Annotated in this window: 16 protein-coding genes; 5 read left to right on the forward strand and 11 right to left on the reverse strand. The window is 63.5% G+C overall.

The annotated features are described in order from the left end of the window. The first annotated feature begins 783 nt into the window (after positions 1-783). On the forward strand, positions 784-2,754 hold the full coding sequence (locus LB568_RS13690; RefSeq protein WP_224730409.1) for a M23 family metallopeptidase: 1,971 nt from the start codon (positions 784-786) through the stop codon (positions 2,752-2,754). Between the two features lie 11 nt (positions 2,755-2,765). On the opposite strand, the gene LB568_RS13695 is transcribed toward LB568_RS13690, so the two are convergent. Next, entirely contained in the window at positions 2,766-4,343 is a 1,578-nt protein-coding gene (locus LB568_RS13695; RefSeq protein WP_224730410.1) for an MFS transporter, read from the reverse strand. Between the two features lie 154 nt (positions 4,344-4,497). Here LB568_RS13695 and LB568_RS13700 point away from each other — a divergent pair, with 154 nt between their 5' ends. Then, positions 4,498-5,130 carry a TMEM175 family protein gene (locus tag LB568_RS13700; protein WP_224730411.1) on the forward strand — a complete coding sequence of 211 codons (633 nt, stop codon included), beginning with the start codon at positions 4,498-4,500 and terminating at the stop codon, positions 5,128-5,130. On the opposite strand, the gene LB568_RS13705 is transcribed toward LB568_RS13700, so the two are convergent. The 8 genes from LB568_RS13705 to LB568_RS13740 all read right to left on the reverse strand — a co-directional run bounded on the left by LB568_RS13705 (position 5,104) and on the right by LB568_RS13740 (position 16,913). Next, positions 5,104-6,621: a L,D-transpeptidase family protein gene (locus tag LB568_RS13705; protein ID WP_013892876.1), complete on the reverse strand. Its 1,518-nt coding sequence runs from the start codon at positions 6,619-6,621 to the stop codon at positions 5,104-5,106. The two genes, LB568_RS13700 and LB568_RS13705, sit on opposite strands and share 27 nt — an antisense overlap. Positions 6,622-6,828: 207 nt before the next feature. Further along, positions 6,829-7,194: an MmcQ/YjbR family DNA-binding protein gene (locus tag LB568_RS13710; protein ID WP_013892875.1), complete on the reverse strand. Its 366-nt coding sequence runs from the start codon at positions 7,192-7,194 to the stop codon at positions 6,829-6,831. A gap of 69 nt (positions 7,195-7,263) precedes the next feature. Beyond that, entirely contained in the window at positions 7,264-9,870 is a 2,607-nt protein-coding gene (gene clpB / locus LB568_RS13715; protein WP_013892874.1) for an ATP-dependent chaperone ClpB, read from the reverse strand. A 220-nt stretch (positions 9,871-10,090) separates the two neighbouring features. Next, positions 10,091-11,044, reverse strand: coding sequence for a DUF4167 domain-containing protein (locus LB568_RS13720; RefSeq protein ID WP_013892873.1), 954 nt, complete (start codon positions 11,042-11,044; stop codon positions 10,091-10,093). A gap of 302 nt (positions 11,045-11,346) precedes the next feature. Continuing rightward, positions 11,347-12,225: a peptide chain release factor N(5)-glutamine methyltransferase gene (gene prmC / locus LB568_RS13725; protein ID WP_013892872.1), complete on the reverse strand. Its 879-nt coding sequence runs from the start codon at positions 12,223-12,225 to the stop codon at positions 11,347-11,349. Then, entirely contained in the window at positions 12,218-13,297 is a 1,080-nt protein-coding gene (gene prfA / locus LB568_RS13730) for a peptide chain release factor 1 (protein ID WP_013892871.1), read from the reverse strand. The genes prmC and prfA overlap by 8 nt, the downstream gene beginning before the upstream one ends. A gap of 10 nt (positions 13,298-13,307) precedes the next feature. After that, on the reverse strand, positions 13,308-15,578 hold the full coding sequence (gene ptsP, locus LB568_RS13735; protein ID WP_013892870.1) for a phosphoenolpyruvate--protein phosphotransferase: 2,271 nt from the start codon (positions 15,576-15,578) through the stop codon (positions 13,308-13,310). Positions 15,579-15,659: 81 nt separating this feature from the next. Continuing rightward, the gene (locus tag LB568_RS13740) at positions 15,660-16,913 is read right to left on the reverse strand and encodes an aspartate kinase (RefSeq protein ID WP_013892869.1); all 1,254 of its coding nucleotides are present in this window, start codon (positions 16,911-16,913) and stop codon (positions 15,660-15,662) included. Positions 16,914-17,172: 259 nt separating this feature from the next. On the opposite strand from LB568_RS13740, the gene LB568_RS13745 reads away from it, so the two are divergent. Beyond that, positions 17,173-19,011, forward strand: coding sequence for a CHASE3 domain-containing protein (locus tag LB568_RS13745; RefSeq protein ID WP_013892868.1), 1,839 nt, complete (start codon positions 17,173-17,175; stop codon positions 19,009-19,011). Positions 19,012-19,037: 26 nt separating this feature from the next. On the opposite strand, the gene LB568_RS13750 is transcribed toward LB568_RS13745, so the two are convergent. After that, on the reverse strand, positions 19,038-19,607 hold the full coding sequence (locus LB568_RS13750; protein ID WP_013892867.1) for a putative glycolipid-binding domain-containing protein: 570 nt from the start codon (positions 19,605-19,607) through the stop codon (positions 19,038-19,040). 289 nt (positions 19,608-19,896) lie between these two features. Here LB568_RS13750 and ubiG point away from each other — a divergent pair, with 289 nt between their 5' ends. After that, entirely contained in the window at positions 19,897-20,646 is a 750-nt protein-coding gene (gene ubiG / locus LB568_RS13755; protein ID WP_013892866.1) for a bifunctional 2-polyprenyl-6-hydroxyphenol methylase/3-demethylubiquinol 3-O-methyltransferase UbiG, read from the forward strand. A 79-nt stretch (positions 20,647-20,725) separates the two neighbouring features. On the opposite strand, the gene LB568_RS13760 is transcribed toward ubiG, so the two are convergent. Continuing rightward, positions 20,726-21,616, reverse strand: a complete 891-nt coding sequence (locus tag LB568_RS13760) for a DMT family transporter (RefSeq protein WP_224730413.1) — start codon at positions 21,614-21,616, stop codon at positions 20,726-20,728. A gap of 96 nt (positions 21,617-21,712) precedes the next feature. Here LB568_RS13760 and LB568_RS13765 point away from each other — a divergent pair, with 96 nt between their 5' ends. Further along, positions 21,713-22,198, forward strand: coding sequence for a MarR family winged helix-turn-helix transcriptional regulator (locus LB568_RS13765; RefSeq protein WP_013892864.1), 486 nt, complete (start codon positions 21,713-21,715; stop codon positions 22,196-22,198). The last annotated feature ends 2 nt before the right edge of the window (positions 22,199-22,200 follow it).

The raw sequence follows: 22,200 nt of genomic DNA on the forward strand, positions 1-22,200 counted from the left end.
ACTTTGATTTGGCTTTATTTGGTCACGCATGAATCGACGAGAACATTCACACCTAGATACTTGCGTATCTTGGTAGATTCTATTCTCACGAAACGTGATCCGCCAAAGTCTCGTTCGAACCAATTACCCCTGGCGGAGTAAGAGGTTCAGCAGGACTCTGCCGCCCACGTTTCTCTTTCTTCATTATTCAATTTTCAAAGAACAGACACCACTTCACGCAGTGTCGTGACCCGCTTCGCTTTTGGCTCCGGGGCCGTCCGAGTGTCGCTTACGCGGCTCTCTTGAATTTCGCAAAGGGCAGGCTTAGAAGCAAACTTCTTCGTCGCCAGCGGCGAGCCGCCCTCGTTGGTGAGGCGTATATAGTCGCCACCCAATCAAACTGTCAACACACCATTCGAAAGTTTTTGAACTTTTTGCGACAGAAATTTCGGGCGCGCTTTGTGGATAGCCGGCTGCCCCAAGGGAACTGGGGACAACACAAGGAGGCGGCCACGAAGGAGCCCTATTGCCGCCGCATTGGCGTTCGACACCAGGGGCCAACAAAGAGGCCATGGCACAGCCGTGCACAGGCCCCTTTCAAGAGCCTCGCAATCGAGCGGGCGATGAGCCTTATAGAGAAGGCGCGCCGTCCTCTTTGCGGAGCGCTCCATAAGAGAGAAGTGCGCGTGGGGAATTCGACCGGGGCCTGAGGCTTCGTTGACTTAACCTGCCATGACAGGCAAATGTCATGGCCACAACAAAAGCGACAAGCCGTTCCGCCCGGGGAAGAAGCAGCCTTTCTGGATGCCAGACACGGAAGATGTCATAGCCGAACTCGGCAATGAGCCGCCGCTTATCGCGGACGGTCGCAGCGGCCCGCCCGATCGGCGCGAGGTTTCTGCGCGCTGGCTGTCGGGAACATTCCTGACCGGCGTGACCTCGAGCGTGTTGATGGGGGTGGCGCTGTTCGCCGCCCTTGACGGACGCCAGCAACTGGCGACGCCACCCGAGATCGCCGAGCTGATCGGCCTGGCCAGCAATGGTGATTCCGGCGAGGTGGCCAAGACGACCAGGCTGGTGGCGCCCCGTCAGATCGCCAAGGCCAAGGACCGCCGCCGCATGGAAGTGTCGATGGTCACCAAGGTCGGCGACCGCGATGTCATCCACACCATGCCGTTCGTGCAGATCAAGATGGCGCTCGCCGCCGGTCACACCACCAGCCGGGCCTACCCGCCCTTCGACCCGATGCAGGTGTTCGGCGATGACGGCGACGATACATCGGCGCAGCCGGCGACGGCGTCAGCCGCAGCCGGCCAGATCTATGGCGCCAAGGTCGAAAGCGAGATGAGCCTGAAAACCGTCGATTTCCCGATCGAGACGGCTTCCTTCGACGAAAAGAGCGACCTGTCCGCCGATGAGGTGGAAAAGGTGGTGCGCGAAGCCGGCACCGACCTCAGCGACGGCGCCGTGCAAGTCGCTTCACTCCACTATGTCGACCCGCAGCGATTCGGCGAAGCCTTTGCCGAAAGCATGGCCGGTTCCTATGACGTGAAGATCGTGCCGGAAAACGTCTCGGTGGCGCCGCGCGCCAATGTCGACGACCAGGCGCCGGCTTTCGCCGAGGAAATCATCCCCTTCACCAAGGATACCGATCTTACCGAGGCCTTCGCCGATTCGGGCTATACCGGCGAAGACGCCACCGGCATGGCCGAAGCAATCGCCAAGCTCTTGAACGCCCCGGCACTCAAGGCGGGAACGGTGCTGCGTGTCGGTCTCGAGGTTCGTGGCGATGCCGCCAAGGTCGTGCGCACCAGCGTCTACGACAAGACCACGCATATCGTCACCATCGCGCTCGACGACCGCGGCCAGTATGTGCCTGCGCAGGAGCCGGATCCGAATCCCGAATTGTTGACTGCGTTCGACGATTCGTCGGCGCCAGTGGTGGTGCGTGGCAATCTGCCCAATGTCTATGACGGCATCTACCGCACCGCTTATTCCTACGGCATGTCAAAGAAGATGACCCAGCGGCTGATCAAGCTGCTGGCGTCTGGCGTCGACTTCCAGTCGCGACTCAATCCGTCGGATCGCCTCGAAGTGCTGTTCTCGCAGCCAGACGGGGACGACCAGACTTCCGACGATTCGGAGCTCCTCTATGTCTCGGCGACATTTGGCGGCACGACGCGCAACTTCTATCGCTTCCAGATGCAAGACGGCAGCACCGATTATTTCGACCAGGATGGATCGAGCGCCGAGCAGTTTCTGCTGCGCAACCCACTGCCCAACGGCAGGTTCACCTCCGGCTTTGGTGCACGCAAGCATCCTATTCTGGGCTATGTCCGCATGCACACAGGCACCGATTGGGCAGCTCCCATCGGATCGCCGATCATTGCCGCCGGCAACGGCGTGGTCGAGAAAGCGGGCTGGGCCGGTGGCTATGGCAAGCAGATCATCCTGCGCCATGCCAACGGGTACGAAACCTCTTATAATCACCAGAGCGCCTTCGCCAAAGGCATCGCGCCTGGCGTTCGTGTCCGGCAAGGCCAGGTCATCGGCTACCTCGGTCAGACCGGCCTCTCCACCGGTCCACACCTCCACTACGAACTGATCGTCAATGGCACCAAGGTTGATTCGATGCGCGTCCGACTGCCGGTCGGCAAGGTGCTGAAAGGCGACGATCTCGTCGCCTTCAAACGCGAGCGCGAGCGCATCGACGATCTCCTGAAGCAGGAAGACGGCAATTCGCTGAAGGTCGCCAGCGCCAAGATCGAGGGCTGAGCCTTCGCGTTTCAGTCCTGCCGGGTTTTGGCTTGCGGCGACGTTTTGGCTTGCCGCGACCCGGGCAATGGCTCACCGGAAATGGTCATCCAGGCAATCACTGCCGAAAGCAGGCATAGCAGCGCCGTCACCAAGGAGACGGCGGCAAACGCCGCATCGCTGGCCGCGAGCCTTGCCGCATCGAGTGCCGGCGCAAGTCCTGGCGGCGCCGGTTCGCCGAAGCCAGGCACGCCGGGCGCTGCACTCCCGTCCAGCGCGTTGGCGTAGACCCAGGCGGCCAGCGACCCCATCGCCGCCACGGCGATCAGGCCGCCGATGCGCGAGACGGCATTGTTGATGCCGGAGGCGGCGCCCGTATCCTTGTCTTCCACCGCTGTCATGATCGCGGTCGACAAAGGTGAGACGACCAGCGCCATGCCAAGCCCCATCAGCGCCATCAGCGGAAATATTCCCGCCCAGAATTGATGGAAGCCGGCATGGGCGAGCAAGGCAAGCCCGGCGAAGGCGACCGCCACGATCAGGCTGCCGCTGGCGATCGGGAAACGCGGTCCGATCCGGTCCGACAATTGGCCGACCGGTCCCGACAGAAGCGCGATCGATGCCGACAGCGGCAGGAAGATGAAGCCGACTTCGGCCGTGCTCAACCGCCAGCCGGCGATCAGCAACATGGGTAGGTAGAAAAGATTGGCCGACAGCGCGAAATAGAGGAAGAAGGTCGCCACATTGGCGCCGGCGAAAGCGCCGATGCGAAACAGGCTGAGGTCGATCATCGGCTCGCGCTGCCGCTGCTCGAACAGGATGAAGACGACCAGCAGCACGGCACCGGCGGCAATGCTAGGCCCAGCCATATGGCCCTCGCCGCTGGAGCTCATCGATGTCAGTCCATAAGCGAGCGCGCCGAAGGCCAATGTCGCGAGCGCGCCGCCACCAAGATCGAGGCTGCGCTTCTCCGTCGGTGCATCGGCCGGGATCTTGACGAGCAGCAGATAGATCGAGATCAGGCCGAGCGGCAGGTTGACGGCGAAGATCGCCCGCCAGATGCCGTCGCCGAAAGCAGAAAGCACCAGGCCGCCGAGCACGGGACCAAGCGCGGTGGTCAAGGCCGAGGCCGCCGCCCAGATGCCGATCGCTCGGCCGCGCTCCTTTTTCGGGTAGGCCTTGGCGATGATGGCGAGGCTGCCGGGCACCATGATCGCGGCACCGATGCCCTGGAGGGCGCGAAACGCGATTAGCACGACAGCGTTCGGCGCCAGCGCACAGGCGAGCGATGTGGCGACGAAAAGCGCAATGCCGGCCACGAAGGCGCGGCGCAGCCCGAACCGATCGCCGGCGGCACCCCCGGCAAGGATCAGCGCCGACAGCGTCAGCGCATAGGCATTGGAAATCCACTGCGCCTCGGCGAGGCTGGCGCCGAGATCGACGCGGATCGCCGGCATGGCGATGGCCAGGATCGAGCCATCGATGAATCCGAGCGCCGAAGCAAGGATCGCTGCGATCAACACGTACCGCCGCTGCGATTGCGGACAGAAGGTTCCGTTGGTGACCGGGCTGGTCAGCGGGACGGCGGCTGCTTTGCTTGGTGAATGCATGGAACCCTGCTTAGACCGCCATTGTGTTTGCAACAACCGGCCAGCACCTTGCTGTCCTTGAAACCAGCCAGTTGGCCAGGATGACGCCCTATCCGGATGCAAACGGCCGCAGTCATGCTAGGTTCCGGCGCGAGCAACAGGCGGGGAGAAATCGATGAAGCGCCCACTTGAGGCATCGGCGGAGGGACGTGGCCGCATCGTCGGCATCACCGACGGCGTGTTCGCCATCGCGCTGACCCTGATCGTGCTCGAGATCAGGGTGCCGGCGCATGAGGCTGTTCATTCCGAGCACGATCTGCTTGCCGCCATCGTGGCACTGGCGCCACGCTTTCTGACCTACGCCCTGAGTTTCCTGACGCTGACCATCTTCTGGTTCGGCCAGCAGGCGCAACATGGGCTGATCGCCAAATCCGACCGGCGGCTCGCCACGCTGAACCTCTGCTTTCTCGCCTTCATCGCCCTGCTGCCGTTCTCGACCGACCTTCTGGCCGACTTCCTCGAATTCAGGACCGCGGTTCTTGTCTATTGGCTCAATCTGCTGATGCTCGGCGTCACGCTGTTCGCCAGCTGGCGCTACGCCGAGAAGAACGGTTTTGTGGCCGAAGATGTCGACGCGCAAACGAAACGCACGGTCTATCTGCGCATCGTCAAGGCACAGATTCTATGGGCGATCGGCGCCGCACTTTGCCTGGTCACCCCACTGCTCAGCGTCGGCTTCATTCTGGTGGTGCAGCTGATCTATGCCGCCGCGCTGCGCGGCTCATTGCTGCGCAAAGTCATCGGCTGAAGGTCCGCCGACGAACTCCACGGTGACGCCTGGCGACACCAGCTTGGCGAGCTCGCGCGCGTCCCAGTTGGTCAGGCGCACGCAGCCATGGCTTTCGGTCTTGCCTATCTTCGACGGCTCCGGCGTGCCATGGATACCGTAGGTCGGCTTGTCCAGCGCGATCCACACCGAACCAACCGGACCGTTGGGCCCAGGCGGGATGGTCAGGATCTTGTCGTTCTGGCCCTGCTTGAAATTGATGTTGGGGTTGTAGGTGTAGTTCGGGTCTAGCGCGATGCGCGACACCGTGTGGATGCCGGTGGGCGACGGCGTGTCGGCCGAGCCGATGGTCGCGGGATAGGCTGCGACCAGCTTGCCGCCCGCATCGTAGGCGTAGACTTCCTTCTTGCCCTTGTCGGCGACAATGCGGGCAACCGGCGTCGAGACCAGCTTGCCGAAATTGGCAACCTTGATGATCGTCCCGGGGCGATTGAAGTCGAGACCCTTGTTGATCGACTTCAGATAGTTCTCGTCCATGTGGAAACGCTCCGCCAGCGCTTCGGGCACCGACGTGTAGCCCATGCGGTCGAGCTGCGCCTTCTGGCTGTAGTCTTCCGGGATCGAGGCGACGTAGGGGCCGGCCGCATCCTCTGGCGTGATCGTGTAGTTGGCAAAGGCGTCGCCGCCCGATTGCGCAAGAGCGGCCTGGATGCCGACCGCATCGGTCGACTTCAAATTGCTGCCGCTGATCTCGTTGTATGCGGCGAGCGCCTTGTCGACGTTCGAGCCGAAGCGCCCGTCGATGACGCCAGGCGAAGCACCGCCGCGGTCGAGCAGCACCTGCAGGGCGGCGACATCCTGGCGCGCTCCCAGCGACAGCGATGGGTCGACCGCTGTGTTGCCGTCAGCCTTCGGCGGCAGCGCCGCCTGATCGGCGGGCGCGTCCTGATCCTCGGGCGCTGCCGGCTGGAGAGGATCTATCGAGGCTTCATCGAGCGGCTGGCGCTTGATGGTATGCGGCTTTGCCGGCTGCGGCGCGTCGGGGTAATTGTTGTCGTAGCTGCCGTCGTCCTGTGGCGCCGGCGGATAGGTTTCCACCGAATTGCCGCCGTCATATTCGTCCGCCGGCGGCGGGATGACCCGGCCTTCCTCTTCCAACTGCCTGCGGCGAAAGCGTGCCATGTCTTCCGGATCGTCGAGATAGTAGCGGTCATCGTCCGCCGGGCCGCGGCCCAGCTCGCGCAGCCGCATCTCGCGGCGCAGCGCGCGCCGGTCGAGCCGTGTCTGCGGTGGCTGGATGGCGATGACCTTGCCGGTATCGGCATCGACGATGACGCGATTGCCCCTGGCGTCGTAGTAGATATCGAGATTGCCGTCCTGCGCGACAAGGATGCCGCCTGGATCGGCGGCACGGGCAACCCTTGGTGCATCGTCCTGCGTCGGCGCGGCAAACGCGCCGGAAGACACAAGCCCGGCGGCGAGCGCCGAAAGGGCAAAGATCGTGCGGAACATGGTGGCCAAACTCTCCGGTCCGTAAATTGCCGCCGCCCGGCATTATTCTTTTAGAATGCCACATCGTGCCTTCCGAAAATCGAAACGATTTTCGGGGCCGATGCGGTAAGCGAACCCCTTCGCCAGCAAACCAGTTAACCCACCGTATGATTCCAACATGAACCGGGCATGAAGATGGCGGTTTTTCGGCCTCTCGCTGGATATTAGCTAGCTTGCGCCAAGCCCCAGTTGCTTGCGCGCCTGCTTCGTCAGCTTCAGGGCGACCAGACGATGGCTCTCGCGCAGATAGTCCTTCAGCGCTGCATCATCCACGCTCTGGCTTGTCTGACGCTGGATCCATTTCATGCCGCGCGATGCGAGATAGGGCGCGGGCCGACAGCCAGGCTGTTCCTTGAGCACGTCATAGGCAATGTCGGAGCATTTGAAGGTGACGAAGAGTTGCTTTCCTTCGTCCCAGCCGCCGATTGCGAAGACCTTGGTCCCGACCTTCCAGACATGGGCGCCGCCCCACTGGACGACATGGTTTGTCGCCGGCAGCGAGGCGCAGAAGCTGTTGTAGTCGTCCAGCGTCATCCGGGCCTCGCTGTTTGTAGGATGCCTATAAGAAAATGCCGCGCATCCGACCGGATGCGCGGCATTGGATCAGGCCGCCGCCTCGGCCGCGACAATCGTCGGTTTCGAGCGGAAATTCAACCGGTCGGATCCCGCCGTCACCTTGACGGTCGAACCGTCGAGAATCTCGCCGAGCAGGATCTTCTCCGCCAACGGATCCTGCAGGTCCTTCTGCATCACCCGCTTCAACGGCCGCGCACCATAGGCCGGATCGTAACCCTTGGCCGCCAGCCATTCGATTGCCTCGTGATCCAGCGCCAGCGTGATCTTGCGATCGACAAGCAGGCTCTCCAGCCGCTTGAGCTGGATTTCGACGATGCGATCCATGTCTTTGCGGCGCAACCGGTGGAACAGGATCACCTCGTCGACGCGATTGAGGAACTCCGGCCGGAACGATGCCCTGACGACGCCCATCACCTCGTCGCGTACCGCGTCGACATCCTGGTCCTCGCCGAGATTGACGAGATATTCGGCGCCGAGGTTCGACGTCATGATGATCAGCGTGTTGCGGAAATCGACGGTACGACCCTGGCCATCGGTCAGGCGGCCGTCATCGAGAACCTGCAGCAAGACGTTGAAGACATCCGGATGCGCCTTCTCGATCTCGTCGAACAGCACGACCTGATAGGGCCGGCGCCGCACGGCTTCGGTCAGCGCACCGCCCTCCTCATAGCCGACATAGCCGGGAGGCGCGCCGATCAGCCGGGCGACCGAGTGCTTTTCCATGAACTCCGACATGTCGATGCGCACCATGGCGCTGTCGTCGTCGAACAGGAAGCTGGCGAGCGCCTTGGTCAGTTCGGTCTTGCCGACACCCGTCGGCCCGAGGAAGATGAATGAGCCGATCGGCCGGTTCGGATCCTGCAGGCCGGCACGGGCCCGACGCACGGCTTTCGAAACAGCCTGCACCGCCTCGCCCTGGCCGACAACACGCTTGCCGATCTCGTCTTCCATGCGCAACAGCTTGTCGCGCTCGCCCTGCAGCATCTTGTCGACCGGAATGCCGGTCCAGCGCGAGACGATGTGAGCAACGTGATCGGGGTTGACCACCTCTTCGACCATCCCCGCCTTGCCGTCCTGGGCTTCGGCCTCCTTCAGCTTCTTTTCCAGCTCCGGGATCTTGCCATAGGCAAGCTCGCCGGCGCGCTGGAATTCACCCTTGCGCTGGGCAATGGCCAGATCGTTGCGCGCCTCGTCGAGCTGCTTCTTCAGGTCGGCGGCGAGGCCAAGCTTCTGCTTCTCGGCCTGCCACTTGGCGGTGATCTCGGTCGATTCCTCCTCGAGGCCGACCAGCTCCTTTTCCAGGCGGGCGAGCCGGTCTTTCGAGGCATCGTCCGTCTCGACCTTCAGTGCCTCGCGCTCGATCTTGAGCTGCATGATGCGGCGATCGATTTCGTCCAGCGCCTCGGGCTTCGAATCGACCTGCATCCTGAGCCGCGACGCGGCTTCATCGACAAGGTCGATCGCCTTGTCGGGCAGGAAACGGTCGGCGATATAGCGGTTGGACAGCGTCGCCGCCGCCACCAGCGCCGAGTCCGAGATGCGCACCTTGTGGTGCTGCTCGTACTTCTCCTTCAGGCCGCGCAGGATCGAGACGGTGTCCTCCACCGTCGGCTCGTCGACGAAGACCGGCTGGAAGCGGCGGGCAAGGGCCGGATCCTTCTCGACATGCTTGCGGTATTCATCGAGCGTGGTCGCGCCGACGCAGTGCAGTTCGCCGCGCGCCAGCGCCGGCTTCAGAAGGTTCGACGCATCCATGGCGCCGTCCGCCTTGCCGGCGCCGACCAGCGTGTGCATCTCGTCGATGAACAGGATGATGCTGCCGTTGGCCGAGGTGACTTCTGAAAGCACGGCCTTCAGCCGCTCCTCGAACTCGCCGCGATACTTGGCGCCGGCAATCAGCGCGCCCATGTCGAGCGCCATCAGCTGCTTGTCCTTCAGCGATTCCGGCACGTCGCCATTGACGATGCGCAGCGCCAGGCCTTCGGCGATCGCGGTCTTGCCGACGCCCGGCTCGCCGATCAGCACCGGGTTGTTCTTGGTGCGGCGCGACAGCACCTGGATGGTGCGGCGGATCTCGTCGTCACGACCAATCACGGGGTCCAGCTTGCCGGCGCGGGCATCCGCCGTCAGGTCGCGCGCGTATTTCTTCAGCGCGTCATAGCCCTGTTCGGCACTCGCCGAATCGGCGGTGCGGCCCTTGCGGACATCGTTGATGACCTGGTTCAGCGCCTGCGCGGTGACGCCGGCCTTGGCCAGGATGTCGGCGGTCTTGGCCGATTTCTCCATGGTGAGCGCCTGCAGCAGCCGCTCGACGGTGACGAAGCTGTCACCGGCCTTCTTGGCCAGTTCCTCGGCGGTCGAGAACACCTTGGCCAGAGGCTGCGCCAGATAGAGCTGGCCGTTGCCGCCTTCCACCTTGGGCATCGCCTCGAGCGCCGTCTCGACGCCGAGCTTGACGTCGCGGACATTGCCGCCGGCGCGCTCGATCAGCGACGCGGCCAGGCCTTCGTCGTCGTCGACGAGGACTTTCAGGATATGTTCGGGGGTGAATTGCTGGTGATTGCGTGAGAGCGCCATGGTCTGCGCGGACTGGATGAAGCCGCGCACGCGCTCGGAATATTTCTCAAGGTTCATATCTGTCTCCTTCCGTCACCGGCCCGCTTTGCGGCACCGGATCAGATTACGGTGACGGACCCGCCCATTCGAGCCGGATCCAGTTCAGCCGAGATATGGTGCATAGGCTATGCCGTCTCAAGACGCCTTGATATCGGTCAATGCATAATATTCCACGTCAGCCCAAACGAAAACGGCGGAGATTTCTCTCCGCCGTTCAACGTCTTGAAATACTGTCCGATCAGTTGTCGATGTCGGTGGTGGCCGGCTCGGCATTGCCGCTGTCGGCGGGGGCCGTGGTCATCTCACCCGTATCGGCGTTGCCGCCACCGGCGTCGACCTGGTCGGCATTGGCGCGAGGACGGCGCGGACGCCGCGGGCGGCGGGCGGCACCGCTCTCGGCGGCTGCCTCGTTGAGTTCGGCCTGGGCCGCCAGACCGGCGGGCGAAAAATTCTCGAATGACGGAGCCGGCTCGGCTGCGGCAACGCTCTCGGCCGGCGACGTGGCTTCTTCCGCCTGGACCGGGGCCTCGTTGCGCTGCTGCTGGCCGCCTTGCTCTGCGGAAGCATAATCGCGCTGGCCGTTCTGGCCATAGCCGCCAGTGGGGCGGCGATCACGGTGGCGTCCGCCATTGTCGCGGCCGCCATTGTTGCGCCCGCTATTATCACGGCCGCCATCACGATTATCGCGGCCGCTTTCCCGGTTCAGCGCCACCTCGGCTGGCATGCCTTCGATCACCGGCTGCGGCCCGGCGCCATGGTTGATCACCGGAACTTGCGGTTCGGAACCAACGTTGCCGCCGTTTCCTGCCCCATTGCCGGACCCGGCATTGTCGAACTCGTCGCGATCCTCGTCGCCGTCATCATCGAAATCGTCGCGATTCTGCTGGACGTTCTGGATCGGCATCTGCGCCTGGGCGGCGGCAATGATGCGATTGTAATGTTCTGCGTGCTGGAGATAGTTCTCCGCCATGACTCGGTCGCCGGAGCTTTGCGCGTCACGTGCCAGGGTGGCGTATTTTTCGGCGATCTGCTGAGCCGATCCACGAATCTTTACGTCCGGACCGTTGCTCTCGTAATTGCGCGTCAGGGGATTCGGCCCCTTGCGGTTGTTGTTGTTGTTATTGTTATTGCCGCCGCCGCCGCCATTGTTGTTGCGACCGCGCATGCGCCTGTTCTGCTGTTGTGGCCTCATTCGACTCTCTTCATTTTGAAATTTTTGAAAACTCGTAACGAACGGTGGCGCTCATGCAGCCAGCCGTTCGGTTTCTTCACCGGCGTTCGCCCGCATCAATTGCGTTGGCGCCACGTGCCATCCTGTTCCGGTTACATCACTTGCCGGACGATTCCCGCACGAAGCTTGGGCGTCGTTTGCGCAAGAAGGCAGCTATTTCCAAGGAAACCGAATCGCTAAGAGCACTGCCTGCTTCGTCTCATCCGGTTAAGCCGACCCTAGCCGCATTCCCCGGCATTGCCAAGCGCTTTTTTCGCACTGCGTCAAGGCTTTCCCCGTTGAAAGACAAGAACCCTGTCGTTTCCACCAAGGTCGCGGAAAGCACCGACCAGTCCATAACCCGCAGACCTGAATATATCCGTAACTTCGTCCTGCTGCGTGCGGCCGATCTCGACCGCAACCCTGCCTTCGGCTTCCAGAAACCTTGCCGCCTCGGCGGCGATGATCCTGTAGGGGTTCAGCCCATCCACGCCGCCATCGAGGGCTAGGCGCGGGTCGAAATCGCGGACTTCGTCCTGCAGATTTCCAATGTCTTGGGAAGGTATATAGGGAGGGTTTGCGGCAATTACATGGTATCGGCCTGAAACTTTTTCGAACCAGTCCGACTGCAGCGCCGTGAACCGGCCGCCGAGCCCGAGTTGCCCGGCATTGCCGGTCGCCGTCGCCAGCGCACCGGGGGCGATATCGACGCCGGTGGCGGTCGCGGCCGGCTCGGCGCTGAGCAACGCCAGGGCGATGGCGCCCGTCCCTGTGCCGAGATCGAGGATGCGGCATGCGCCCTCGCGCGCCGCGATTGCCTTGACGAAGGGCAAGATCGCCTCGACCAGCGTTTCGGTGTCCGGCCGCGGCTCCAGCGTTTCCGGCGACAGCGACAGCCGCAAACCGTAGAATTCCCGATAGCCGAGGATGCGATGCACCGGTTCGCCGCCGGCCCGTCGTCTCAAGGCGGCGTCGATCGTCTCGATGGCGCGCCCGTGAACCTTGAACTCCGGATCGGCAATCGCTTGGGTGCGCGTGGTACCGGAAAAGTGTTCGACGATCAGCCTGGCATCGAGCGTCGGATCATCGACAGCTGCGGCCACGAGCCGAGCCCGCGCTTCCCGCAACAGCGGCCCCAGCGCCTCTGGCAGGCTGTCAGCCATCAAGGCCGATATCGGCGAGCAGCTTCGACTGGTGATCGGCGATCAGCGCGTCGATGACTTCGTCGAGCTCGCCCATCATCACCCGGTCGAGCTTGTAGAGCGTCAGGTTGATGCGATGGTCGGTGACGCGGCCCTGCGGGAAATTGTAGGTGCGGATGCGCTCCGAACGGTCGCCGGAGCCGACCTGCGACTTGCGTGCCTCCGAGCGTTCCTCGTCCGCCTTGCTGCGCTCCATGTCGTAGAGCCGGGCGCGCAGGATCTGCATGGCCTTCGCCCGATTCTGATGCTGCGACTTTTCCGCCTGCACCACCATGATGCCGGTCGGCAAATGGGTGATGCGGACCGCCGAATCGGTGGTGTTGACGTGCTGGCCGCCGGAGCCCGAGGCCCGCATCGTGTCGATGCGGATATCTTCGGCGCGGATGTCGATATCGACCTCTTCGGCTTCCGGCAGCACGGCGACGGTGGCGGCGGACGTGTGGATGCGGCCGCTGGCCTCGGTCGCCGGCACGCGCTGCACGCGATGCACGCCGGATTCGAATTTCAAATGGGCAAAGACGCCCCTGCCGGAAATGGTGGCGATGATTTCCTTGAAGCCGCCGGCATCGCCGTCGCTGGCCGACACCGTCTCGAAACGCCAGCCATGTTCGGCGGCATAGCGCTCGTACATGCGAAACAGGTCGCCGGCGAAAAGGGCGGCCTCATCGCCGCCGGTGCCGGCACGGATTTCGAGGATGGCGTTCTTGTCGTCGGCGGCGTCCCTGGGCAGCAGCAGGAGCTGGATATCCTTCTGCAGCGCCTCGATGCGCTCCTCGACACCGGGCAGATCCGCCTCGGCCAGCGCCCGCATCTCGGCATCGGTGCCCTTGTCGGCGAGCATCGCCTCAAGATCGGCCTGCTCATGCTCGGCCGAGCGCAGCGCCCGAACCTTGGCCACCATCTCCTGCAGCTCTGCATATTCCGATGCCATCTTCACATAGGCATCCGGCGCCGGCCCAGCCGACATCTGCGCTTCGAGCATCTCGAAACGCTTGACGACTTGATCCATACGATCGCGTGGCAGGTTGACCATGATGAGGCTGCTACAATGGGATCGAGCGGTCGTCGGCAAAGGCCTGCAGCAGCGCCCGCATGGGCAACCCCTGCGCCGGCGCCATCAGATTGTCGTCGAAGAACGCCTTCAATTCCTCCAGCGGCAGCTCCGTCAGCATCGCCTTGACCGGGCCGATCGAGGCCGGCGACATCGAGATCGAACGGAAACCGAGGCCGATCAGCGCCATTGCTGAAATGGGTTTTCCGGCGAGTTCGCCGCACAGCGTCACTGGCGTGTGATTGCGTATACCGGCATCGGCGATCTGCTTGAGCACGCGCAGGAACGGCGCCGACAGCGTGTCGAAGCGGTTGGCCAGCTGCGTGTTGCCGCGGTCGACCGCCATGACGAACTGGAACAGGTCATTCGACCCGACCGATACGAAGTCGACGGCCTTCATCAATTCGTCGAGCTGGAACAGCAGCGAGGGCACTTCCAGCATGGCGCCAAGCTTGAGGCTGGTCGGCAGATGATGAGCGAAGCGCGACAGATGCCGCACCTCGCGGTCGATGATCTCGCGCGCCTGGGCGATCTCGCCGAGCTCGGTCACCATCGGCAGCATCAGCTTGAGCTCGCGCCCGCCGCTGGCCTTCAGCAGGGCGCGGATCTGGGTGCGCAACAGTCCGGGACGGTCGAGCGTCAGGCGGATCGCTCGCCAGCCGAGCGCTGGGTTCTCTTCCTGGATGGCGCCCTTGAAGTAGGGCAGCACCTTGTCGCCGCCGATATCGATGGTGCGGAAGGTGACCGGCTTGCCGCGTGCCGCCTCGAGCACGTCGCGGTAAAGTTTCTCCTGGGCCTCGGCACGGGGAAAGGTCGAGGCGACCATGAACTGCAATTCGGTGCGGAACAGGCCGATGCCGGCCGCGCCGGCCTCGGCCAGTTGCGGCAGGTCGACCGCCAGCCCGGCATTCATCAAGAGATCGACCTGGACGCCGTCCTTGGTCGTCGACGGCTTCTTGCGCAGCTCGCGATAGACCTCTTGCCGGCGCGCCCTGAAACGCACCTTTTCGGCATAGGCGGCTTCGAGATCGGACTGCGGCCGCAGATGGATCGCGCCTTCCTCGCCGTCGACGATGATGGCATCGCCGTTTTCCGCCATGGAGACGGCGCCCTTCATCTGGCCGGCGACCGGAATGCCCATGGCGCGCGCGACGATGACGACATGACTGGTGGCCGCGCCATCCTCGAGCACCAGCCCGCGCAATTTGTCGCGGGGATAGTCGAGCAGCTCGGCCGCGCCCATCGAACGGGCGACGATGATGGCATCCTTCGGCAGCGAGGCGGCGACATCCTCCGGCCCACGCCCCATAAGCTGGCGCAGCAGCCGGTTGGCGAGATCGTCGAAATCGCTCATCCGCTCGCGCAGATAGGGATCGGTCATGTGCAGCATGCGCGCACGCATGTCGCTCTGCACCTTTTCGACCGCCGCCTCGGCCGTCAGGCCGTTGCGGATCGCCTCTTCCAGCCGGCGCACCCAGCCGCGGTCATTGGCGAACATGCGGTAGGCTTCCAGCACCTGGCGATGCTCGCCCTCGAAGGCGACGTCGCGGCGTTCCAGCATGTCGTCGATCGACAGCCGCAGCGACCCGAGCGAGGCTTCGAGCCGCCGGACCTCCTCCTCGCTGTCTTCGTTGAACAGATTGGTGACGACGATCCGCGGCTCGTGCAGCACGACGTGGCCAAGTCCGACGCCATCGTTGAACGACAGGCCGGTGAAGCTGACCGGGCGGCGCAAATCGAGTTCGAGGCCAGGCCGGGTCAGCCGCGCCAGATCGCCGGTGGCGATCATCTCGGCGATGACCATCGCGGTGGTTTCCAGCGCCTCGACCTCGTCGTCGCGGTAGTGGCGCATGGTCTTGTTCTGGACGACCAGGACACCCAGCGTGCGCCCTGCCCGCAGCACCGGCACGCCGAGGAAGGAATTGTAGATCTCCTCGCCGGTCTCCGGCAGGTAGGCGAAGGCCGGGTGTTCCTGTGCGTTGGACAGGTTGAGCGGCCGCGCGCTCGCCGCGATCGTGCCGACCAGGCCTTGTCCCAGCCTGAGCTGCGCCAGGTGGACGGCGTTCGGGTTCAGGCCTTCGGTGGCGTAGAGTTCGAGCACCGAATCGGCGCGCAGCACATAAAGCGAGCACACTTCGGCGACCATGTTGGAGGCGATGTCGCGCACGATCCGGTCAAGCCGCTCCTGCGGCTCCAGCGGCTCCTGCATGAGCTCGCGGAGCCGTTTGAGCAAAACGCGCGGGCCACTGGCCTGATCACGCATCGCGGCTTGTTCTCCAATGGGCTTCTTGCCGGCGCAGTTTCCGCCGCGGCCGGCACTCACGCAACAACTGATTCAGTCTTGCTACTGCTTATCGAGACCGTAGACGGAATGCAAAGTACGAACCGCGAGTTCAGTGTATGGACCGTCGATCAGTATCGAAATCTTGATCTCGGAGGTCGTGATCGCGCGGATATTGATCGAACGGTCGGCCAGCGCCTTGAACGCGGTGGCGGCGACGCCGGCATGGCTTCTCATGCCGATGCCGATGACCGAAACTTTCGACATGCCGGCTTCAGACTGCACGACGTCGTAGCCGACCTCGGCTTTCAGCCGGTCGAGCACGGCAAGCGCCTTGTCGAGGTCGCCCGACGGCACGGTAAAGGTCATGTCGGTGAACTTGCCGTCCTCGGAGATGTTCTGGACGATCATGTCGACATTGATGTTGGCCTCGGCCAGCGGCCCGAAGATGCCGGCGGCGACGCCTGGCCGGTCGCCGACGCGGCGCAGCGAAATCTGGGCCTCGTCCTTGGCGTAGGCAATTCCGGTGACGACCTGCTGTTCCACGATCTCTTCCTCGTCGCAAATGAGCGTTCCCGGAGGATTGAGCAAATCCCCCATTCCGGGCGCATCGGGATCGTCGAAGGACGACCGCACGAAGGTACGCACCCTGTGCACCATGGCAAGCTCGACCGAACGCACCTGCAGAACCTTGGCGCCGAGCGAAGCCATTTCAAGCATTTCCTCGAACGAAATCTTGGCCAGCCGCCGCGCCTTCGGCTCGATGCGCGGATCGGTGGTGTAAACCCCGTCGACGTCGGTGTAGATGTCGCAGCGGTCGGCCTTGACCGCTGCAGCGATGGCCACCGCACTGGTGTCGGAGCCGCCACGGCCGAGCGTGGCGATGCGATTGTCGGGCCCAATGCCCTGGAATCCGGCGATCACCGCCACCTGGCCTTCGCCGAAGCGCTTGACCAGGAAGGCCCCGTCGATGTCGAGGATACGCGCCGCGCCATGCGCATTGTCGGTCTTGATCGGGATCTGCCAGCCCTGCCAGGAGCGCGCATGCACGCCCATGTTCTGCAAGGTGATCGCCAGCAGGCCCGCAGTGACCTGCTCACCCGAGGCGACGACCGCGTCATATTCGCGTGCGTCATGCATCGGCGAGGCTTCGCGCGTCCACTGCACCAATTCATTGGTCTTGCCGGCCATCGCCGAGACCACGACAGCCACCTCATGGCCGGCATCGACCTCGCGTTTGACGTGACGCGCCACATTGCGGATACGGGCGATGTCGGCGACGGAGGTTCCGCCGAATTTCATCACGATACGCGCCATGGAAGCGAAATGCCTTTGACTGAAGCCGGCCTGGGAGCCGAAAGCGGGAGAAAGCGCCCGGCTGACGCTGGCCGCTGAATGCGCGGCCTCCTTAACCAAATGATGACGGTTTCGCAAGACTGGCGACAGGCTGGCGGCCGATCGCAGCGTTCAAGAAGGCGGCATATTGCCTTCCAAGCTTGCGCCGCTTACCAAATATTGCCCACGAGAAATTCCTTTTGGTTCGGCAAAATAGATGATTGCCCGTCTTCGGCGTGCCATGCGATGGCAGTCGGTACCACTCGTCACCGGCTTCGCTGTATTGGCGATGATCGTCGGCACCCGTGCCGTGCTCGTCGAAAACCAACGAGCCAATCGCGCCGCCGCTCGCGAGACAATCGAGTATCAGGAATTGCTGTCGGGGTTGCTTTCGATGGCGCAGGACGCCGAGAGCGGCCAGCGCGGCTATCTCTTGACCGGTGAGAAATCCTATCTCGAACCTTACCGGAAGGCCGTCGATGCCATTCCGGGACAGCTCTCCCGCATCGACGCCATGACGGCTTCGGACGACCAAATCGTCCAGCAGATCAATCATATCAAGGACGCGCTTTCGCAAAAGCAGGCTGAACAGGCCCGGACGATTGCCCTCTATGACAAGGGCGATGCCGCCGCAGCGCTGCAACTGGTCCGCAGCGGCCAGGGCAAGGCCGCCATGGACGAAATCCGCGCCAGCATGGATACGATCCGCCGCATCAGCGCCGCCGATATCGCCGCACGCGACGAACACACGGACCGGGTTGAAGCCTGGCTGCGCATCGGCTCGCTGGCGGCCCTGCTGGCGATCTTCGTGCTCGGCGTCTACACCATCCGTGAATCCCGCCGCCGCTTCCGCGACGTTGTGGTCGGCCAGGAAGAGCTGATGCGCAAGAACATCGAACTCGGCAACGAAATCCAGACACGTGAAAAAGCCGAGTCCCAGATACGCCAGATGCAGAAGATGGAGGCGGTCGGCCAACTGACAGGCGGTATCGCTCACGATTTCAACAACATGCTTGCGGTGATCATCAGCGCCATGAACCTTGCCCAGCGCAAGCTGAAGCGCGGCGAGCACGACTTGGAAAAGCTCATCGAGGCCGCGACCGACGCGGCCAGCCGCGCCGCCAAGCTGACCTCGCGGCTGCTTGCCTTCTCGCGCCAGCAGCCGCTGGCGCCTCAAATTGTCGACGCCAACAGGCTGGTGACCGGCATGTCGGACCTTCTGCGTCGTGCTCTGGGTGAAGGCATCGTCATCGAAACGGTGCTGGCGGGCGGCCTGTGGAAAACCCATGCGGATCCAAGCCAGATCGAGAACGCGATCCTCAACCTGGCCGTCAATGCCCGTGACGCGATGAGCGAAGACGGCAAGCTGACCATCGAGACCGCCAACAGCCATCTCGACGACGGCTACGCCGCCACCCATGCCGACGTGATCCCCGGCCAGTATGTGATGATCGCCGTCAGCGATACCGGCGAGGGCATGTCGGCGGATGTGATGGCGAGGGCATTCGAGCCTTTTTTCACGACCAAGCCGGTCAACAAGGGCACGGGACTTGGGCTGAGCCAGGTGTTCGGCTTCGTCAAGCAATCGGGGGGCCACGTCAAGATCTACTCCGAACGGGACCAGGGCACGACGGTCAGGATCTACCTGCCGCGCTTTTTCGGACCGGAGGAGCCGGCAATACCGGCCGAGCGCGGCGACAGCACCGCCAAGGTCACCGAGACGATCCTCGTGGTCGAGGATGATGCCCAAGTGCGGGCGGCCACGACGGACGCCATGCGCGAACTCGGCTATGAGGTCATCGACGTTGGAAGCGGTCAGGAGGCGCTTGAGAAGCTGGCCGCCACACCTGGCATTGCCCTTCTCTTCACCGACATCGTCATGCCGGTGATGAACGGCCGCAAGCTCGCTGAGGAGGCGGTGGCGCGCCAACCCGGCCTGAAAGTCATCTTCACCACTGGTTTCACCAGGAATGCCGTCGTCCACAACGGCGTGCTCGACCATGACGTGAACTTCTTGGCCAAGCCGTTCACCATCGAGCAACTGGCCGCGAAGCTGCGCGAGGTGCTGGACACGAAATAATGCAGGTTGGCCGCCAGAACTCCGCCTCAGTCCGAGACAGCCACGCCTGTCCATAAGCCGGGATAGTCGACGACGAAGCCAAGCGGCGAAACATCGAGGACCTCCTCGTAACCGAACATCGGCGCCGCGTAGGCATAGCGGGTCTCGTCAAGGCGACGGTAGCTCTGTTCGAGGCGTACCAGTTCCAGCGCAGGGAAGGTCAGGTAGGCAGCCGGAGCGGGCGTCGCCTCGCCGATGCCGAGAGCGAACCGGCGGATCGCCACCAGGTTCGACGCCGGCGTGAAACCGAGATCGATATCGACGAGGCCGGTAGCAGCGTGCTGCGGTTCGCCGTTCAGCATCCACCGACCGTCGGAATCGCGTTCGATCTCATAGTGCAGGCTCCGCACGCCGAGAACGCCCTCGACCCGTGCTGAACGCGTGCGCCAGCTGGCATCGCAAATCGCCTCATAGGCAAGGCAGCATGGCGTGCCGTCCTGGACGAAAATGGCCTGTCCCTTGAGACGGAACCCGTCGTCGGTGCGCGAAAGCAGGCAAGCGTCGTGTCCTTCCACATCCAGCCGGCGCCAAAGGATCGAAGCCATCTTCCGTGTCATCGTCGTCTCCTCTATTCAAAGCCTATCCTCTCTTCGCCCGCCAGGCCGATTGCGTTTCGCCCCAATGCCCGGCAGGTGACATGTCCTGACAAGGCGGGTCCCGACAGGGCGGGTTGCTCTGCCAGTGGAGGAAAAATGCTGCCTTGACATTCGCGGCCTCACGCCCGACTTCCTAACGCATGACCCCGAAATCGAGATCGATTTCGGGGTCATGCGCAGATTCAAAGTGCTACAGCGTCCTTTGCGCGTCCAGGGACGTGCGGCGCTGCAGTGCCGAGGAGACCAACCGATGCCCGAGCCCCGACGATCGACGATCGATGCCGGAGAGGTGGAACGTTTTTCCGCCCTTGCCGCGGAGTGGTGGAACCCGAACGGCAAGTTTCGTCCGTTGCACAAATTCAATCCGGTCCGGCTTTCCTACATCCGCGACCAGATAGCGGTGCGCTTCGGCCGTGACCCGCGCGCGGCGCGGCCTTTCGAAGGCCTGCGCATCCTCGATATCGGCTGCGGCGGCGGCCTCCTGTGCGAGCCGATGGCCCGGCTTGGCGCCGAGGTGGTGGGCGCCGACGCTTCGGCGACCAACATCGAAGTGGCGAAGCTGCACGCGGCCGAGGCCAATGTGAGCGTCGACTATCGCGCCACGACCGCCGAGGACCTTGCCGACGCCGGCGAGACATTCGACGTCATCCTCAACATGGAAGTGGTCGAGCATGTCGCCGACATCGACCTGTTCGTCGCCAAATGCGGGCAGATGGTCCGCCCCGGCGGCATCATGTTCGTGGCCACCATCAACCGCACGCTGAAGGCGCTGGGTCTCGCCATCATCGGCGCCGAATATGTTCTGCGCTGGCTGCCGCGCGGCACCCACCAGTTCGGCAAGCTGGTGCGCCCGGAAGAGCTGGAAAAGGCACTCGGCGGCGCCGGCCTGACCGTCATCGATCGCACCGGCGTCACCTACAATCCGCTTGCCGATCGCTGGTCACGGTCGAAGGACATGGACGTCAACTACATGGTGCTGGCCGAAAAAGGATCGGTCTGACCAACCACACTCCCTGGAGAAATGACCGACATCCAAGGCCGGAGCCCGGCGGCGGAGGCGCCGACTAGATCCAGAATCGCTACGCCTTCTGGCCCTGCGCCCTGGTGGTGATGACGACGCCAATGGTGATGATGACCGCACCGGCCCAGGTCAGCAGCCGATAGTGCTCGCCAAGAAAAATCGTGCCCGCAAACAGCCCGACGGCGGCCGCCACATAGCCGATCTGGCTGAGATAGACCGGGCCGCCGACCGCCTGCAGCCGGAAGAAGAAGGCGAACATCGCCGACGCCGACGCAACCTGCCCGACGACGACCAGCGGCACGCCGCCAAGCGGCGCGAAAGCCCCGACGCCGAACAACGCAAGTATGCCGGCGAGCAGCAGCGTCGCCGCTGCCAGATGGCTGCCGACGGCCAGTTCGATCGGTCCGGTATCCTGCGGCCAGTCGACGGTGCGGTAGATGTTGCCGGCGGCAAGGCTGACCGGGATCAGCAGGCCCATCACCACCCAGAACAGATCGGCAGGCTGGCCGGCCTCGCCGCGTGTCACCGCCACCATGACGGCACCGACGAAGCCGACGGCGATGCCGATGATGCCGAGAAGGTTGGGGCGCCGGACGCGCAGCAGGATCGAAAACACCAGCGTGATGACGGGCGACAGCGTGAACATGATGCCGGTGTAGCCGGCCCCCAGATGCGGTATGGCCGAGAACATCAAGAGATTGGGGACGGCGTAGGATACCGCCGCGGTGACGAAGAAATAGCGCAGTTTGTGGGGGGTGAGCCGAATGCGCTGGCCGCGTGCCAAGAGCGCGCACAGCAGCAGGATGCCGGCGCCGAACGAGATGACGAAGGCCCAGACCATGGCCAGCACCCCGGCTGTTGTGGCAAGCTTGCCGAAAGGCAGCGTCAGGCCGAGCAAGCCACCGGTGACGATGAGCAGGCCGAGCGCCGAATCCCAGAGAAATTTCATTTGATCGAGCCCTGTCGTGCGGCCCTTGGCCGGCATTGAATCTTGAGGTAAGATAATGCAAAGATTCTTAACGTCAAGATATATAGTGGTGAGACAGTGGACAGGGCAGCGCGAGCGATCGAGCAGTGGAAGCGGGAGCGGCCGGACCTGGATGTCTCGCCGATGGGCGTGCTCGGACGGCTGAACGAGGCATCGTCCCTGATTGCCCGCGATCGCCTCGCGCCGCTGTTTGCCCGTTACGGTTTACAGTCCGGGGAGTTCGATGTGCTGGCGACGCTGCGCCGCTCCGGATCACCCTACGCGCTGACGCCGACCGCGCTCTACGAAGCGACGATGGTGACGTCGGGCGCCATGACCAACCGGCTCGACCGTCTGGAAACATCCGGATTGATCTCGCGCGGACCGCACCCCAACGACCGGCGCGGCATTGTGGTGCGGTTGACCGAAAAGGGCCTTGCGCTCATCGACGAGGCTGTTACCGCGCACGTCGGCAACGAACACGAGATCCTCGCGGGCCTGACGCAGGCCGAACGGGAAACGCTCTCGCGCCTGCTTGGGAAATTGATCGGCAGTATAGGCTAACC

Source organism: Mesorhizobium sp. B263B2A, assembly GCF_020165775.1.
Classification (GTDB): domain Bacteria; phylum Pseudomonadota; class Alphaproteobacteria; order Rhizobiales; family Rhizobiaceae; genus Mesorhizobium; species Mesorhizobium opportunistum.

What these genes read in the sequence shown, in the direction of transcription:
- prmC (WP_013892872.1), bottom strand. Translation starts at nt 12,225, where the DNA reads ATGGCTGACAGCCTGCCAGAGGCGCTGGGGCCGCTGTTGCGGGAAGCG.
- prfA (WP_013892871.1), bottom strand. Translation starts at nt 13,297, where the DNA reads ATGGTCAACCTGCCACGCGATCGTATGGATCAAGTCGTCAAGCGTTTC.
- ubiG (WP_013892866.1), top strand. Translation starts at nt 19,897, where the DNA reads ATGCCCGAGCCCCGACGATCGACGATCGATGCCGGAGAGGTGGAACGT.
- ptsP (WP_013892870.1), bottom strand. Translation starts at nt 15,578, where the DNA reads ATGCGTGATCAGGCCAGTGGCCCGCGCGTTTTGCTCAAACGGCTCCGC.
- LB568_RS13690 (WP_224730409.1), top strand. Translation starts at nt 784, where the DNA reads ATGCCAGACACGGAAGATGTCATAGCCGAACTCGGCAATGAGCCGCCG.
- LB568_RS13695 (WP_224730410.1), bottom strand. Translation starts at nt 4,343, where the DNA reads ATGCATTCACCAAGCAAAGCAGCCGCCGTCCCGCTGACCAGCCCGGTC.
- LB568_RS13760 (WP_224730413.1), bottom strand. Translation starts at nt 21,616, where the DNA reads ATGAAATTTCTCTGGGATTCGGCGCTCGGCCTGCTCATCGTCACCGGT.
- LB568_RS13720 (WP_013892873.1), bottom strand. Translation starts at nt 11,044, where the DNA reads ATGAGGCCACAACAGCAGAACAGGCGCATGCGCGGTCGCAACAACAAT.
- LB568_RS13705 (WP_013892876.1), bottom strand. Translation starts at nt 6,621, where the DNA reads ATGTTCCGCACGATCTTTGCCCTTTCGGCGCTCGCCGCCGGGCTTGTG.
- LB568_RS13745 (WP_013892868.1), top strand. Translation starts at nt 17,173, where the DNA reads ATGCGATGGCAGTCGGTACCACTCGTCACCGGCTTCGCTGTATTGGCG.
- LB568_RS13740 (WP_013892869.1), bottom strand. Translation starts at nt 16,913, where the DNA reads ATGGCGCGTATCGTGATGAAATTCGGCGGAACCTCCGTCGCCGACATC.
- LB568_RS13700 (WP_224730411.1), top strand. Translation starts at nt 4,498, where the DNA reads ATGAAGCGCCCACTTGAGGCATCGGCGGAGGGACGTGGCCGCATCGTC.
- LB568_RS13710 (WP_013892875.1), bottom strand. Translation starts at nt 7,194, where the DNA reads ATGACGCTGGACGACTACAACAGCTTCTGCGCCTCGCTGCCGGCGACA.
- LB568_RS13750 (WP_013892867.1), bottom strand. Translation starts at nt 19,607, where the DNA reads ATGACACGGAAGATGGCTTCGATCCTTTGGCGCCGGCTGGATGTGGAA.
- clpB (WP_013892874.1), bottom strand. Translation starts at nt 9,870, where the DNA reads ATGAACCTTGAGAAATATTCCGAGCGCGTGCGCGGCTTCATCCAGTCC.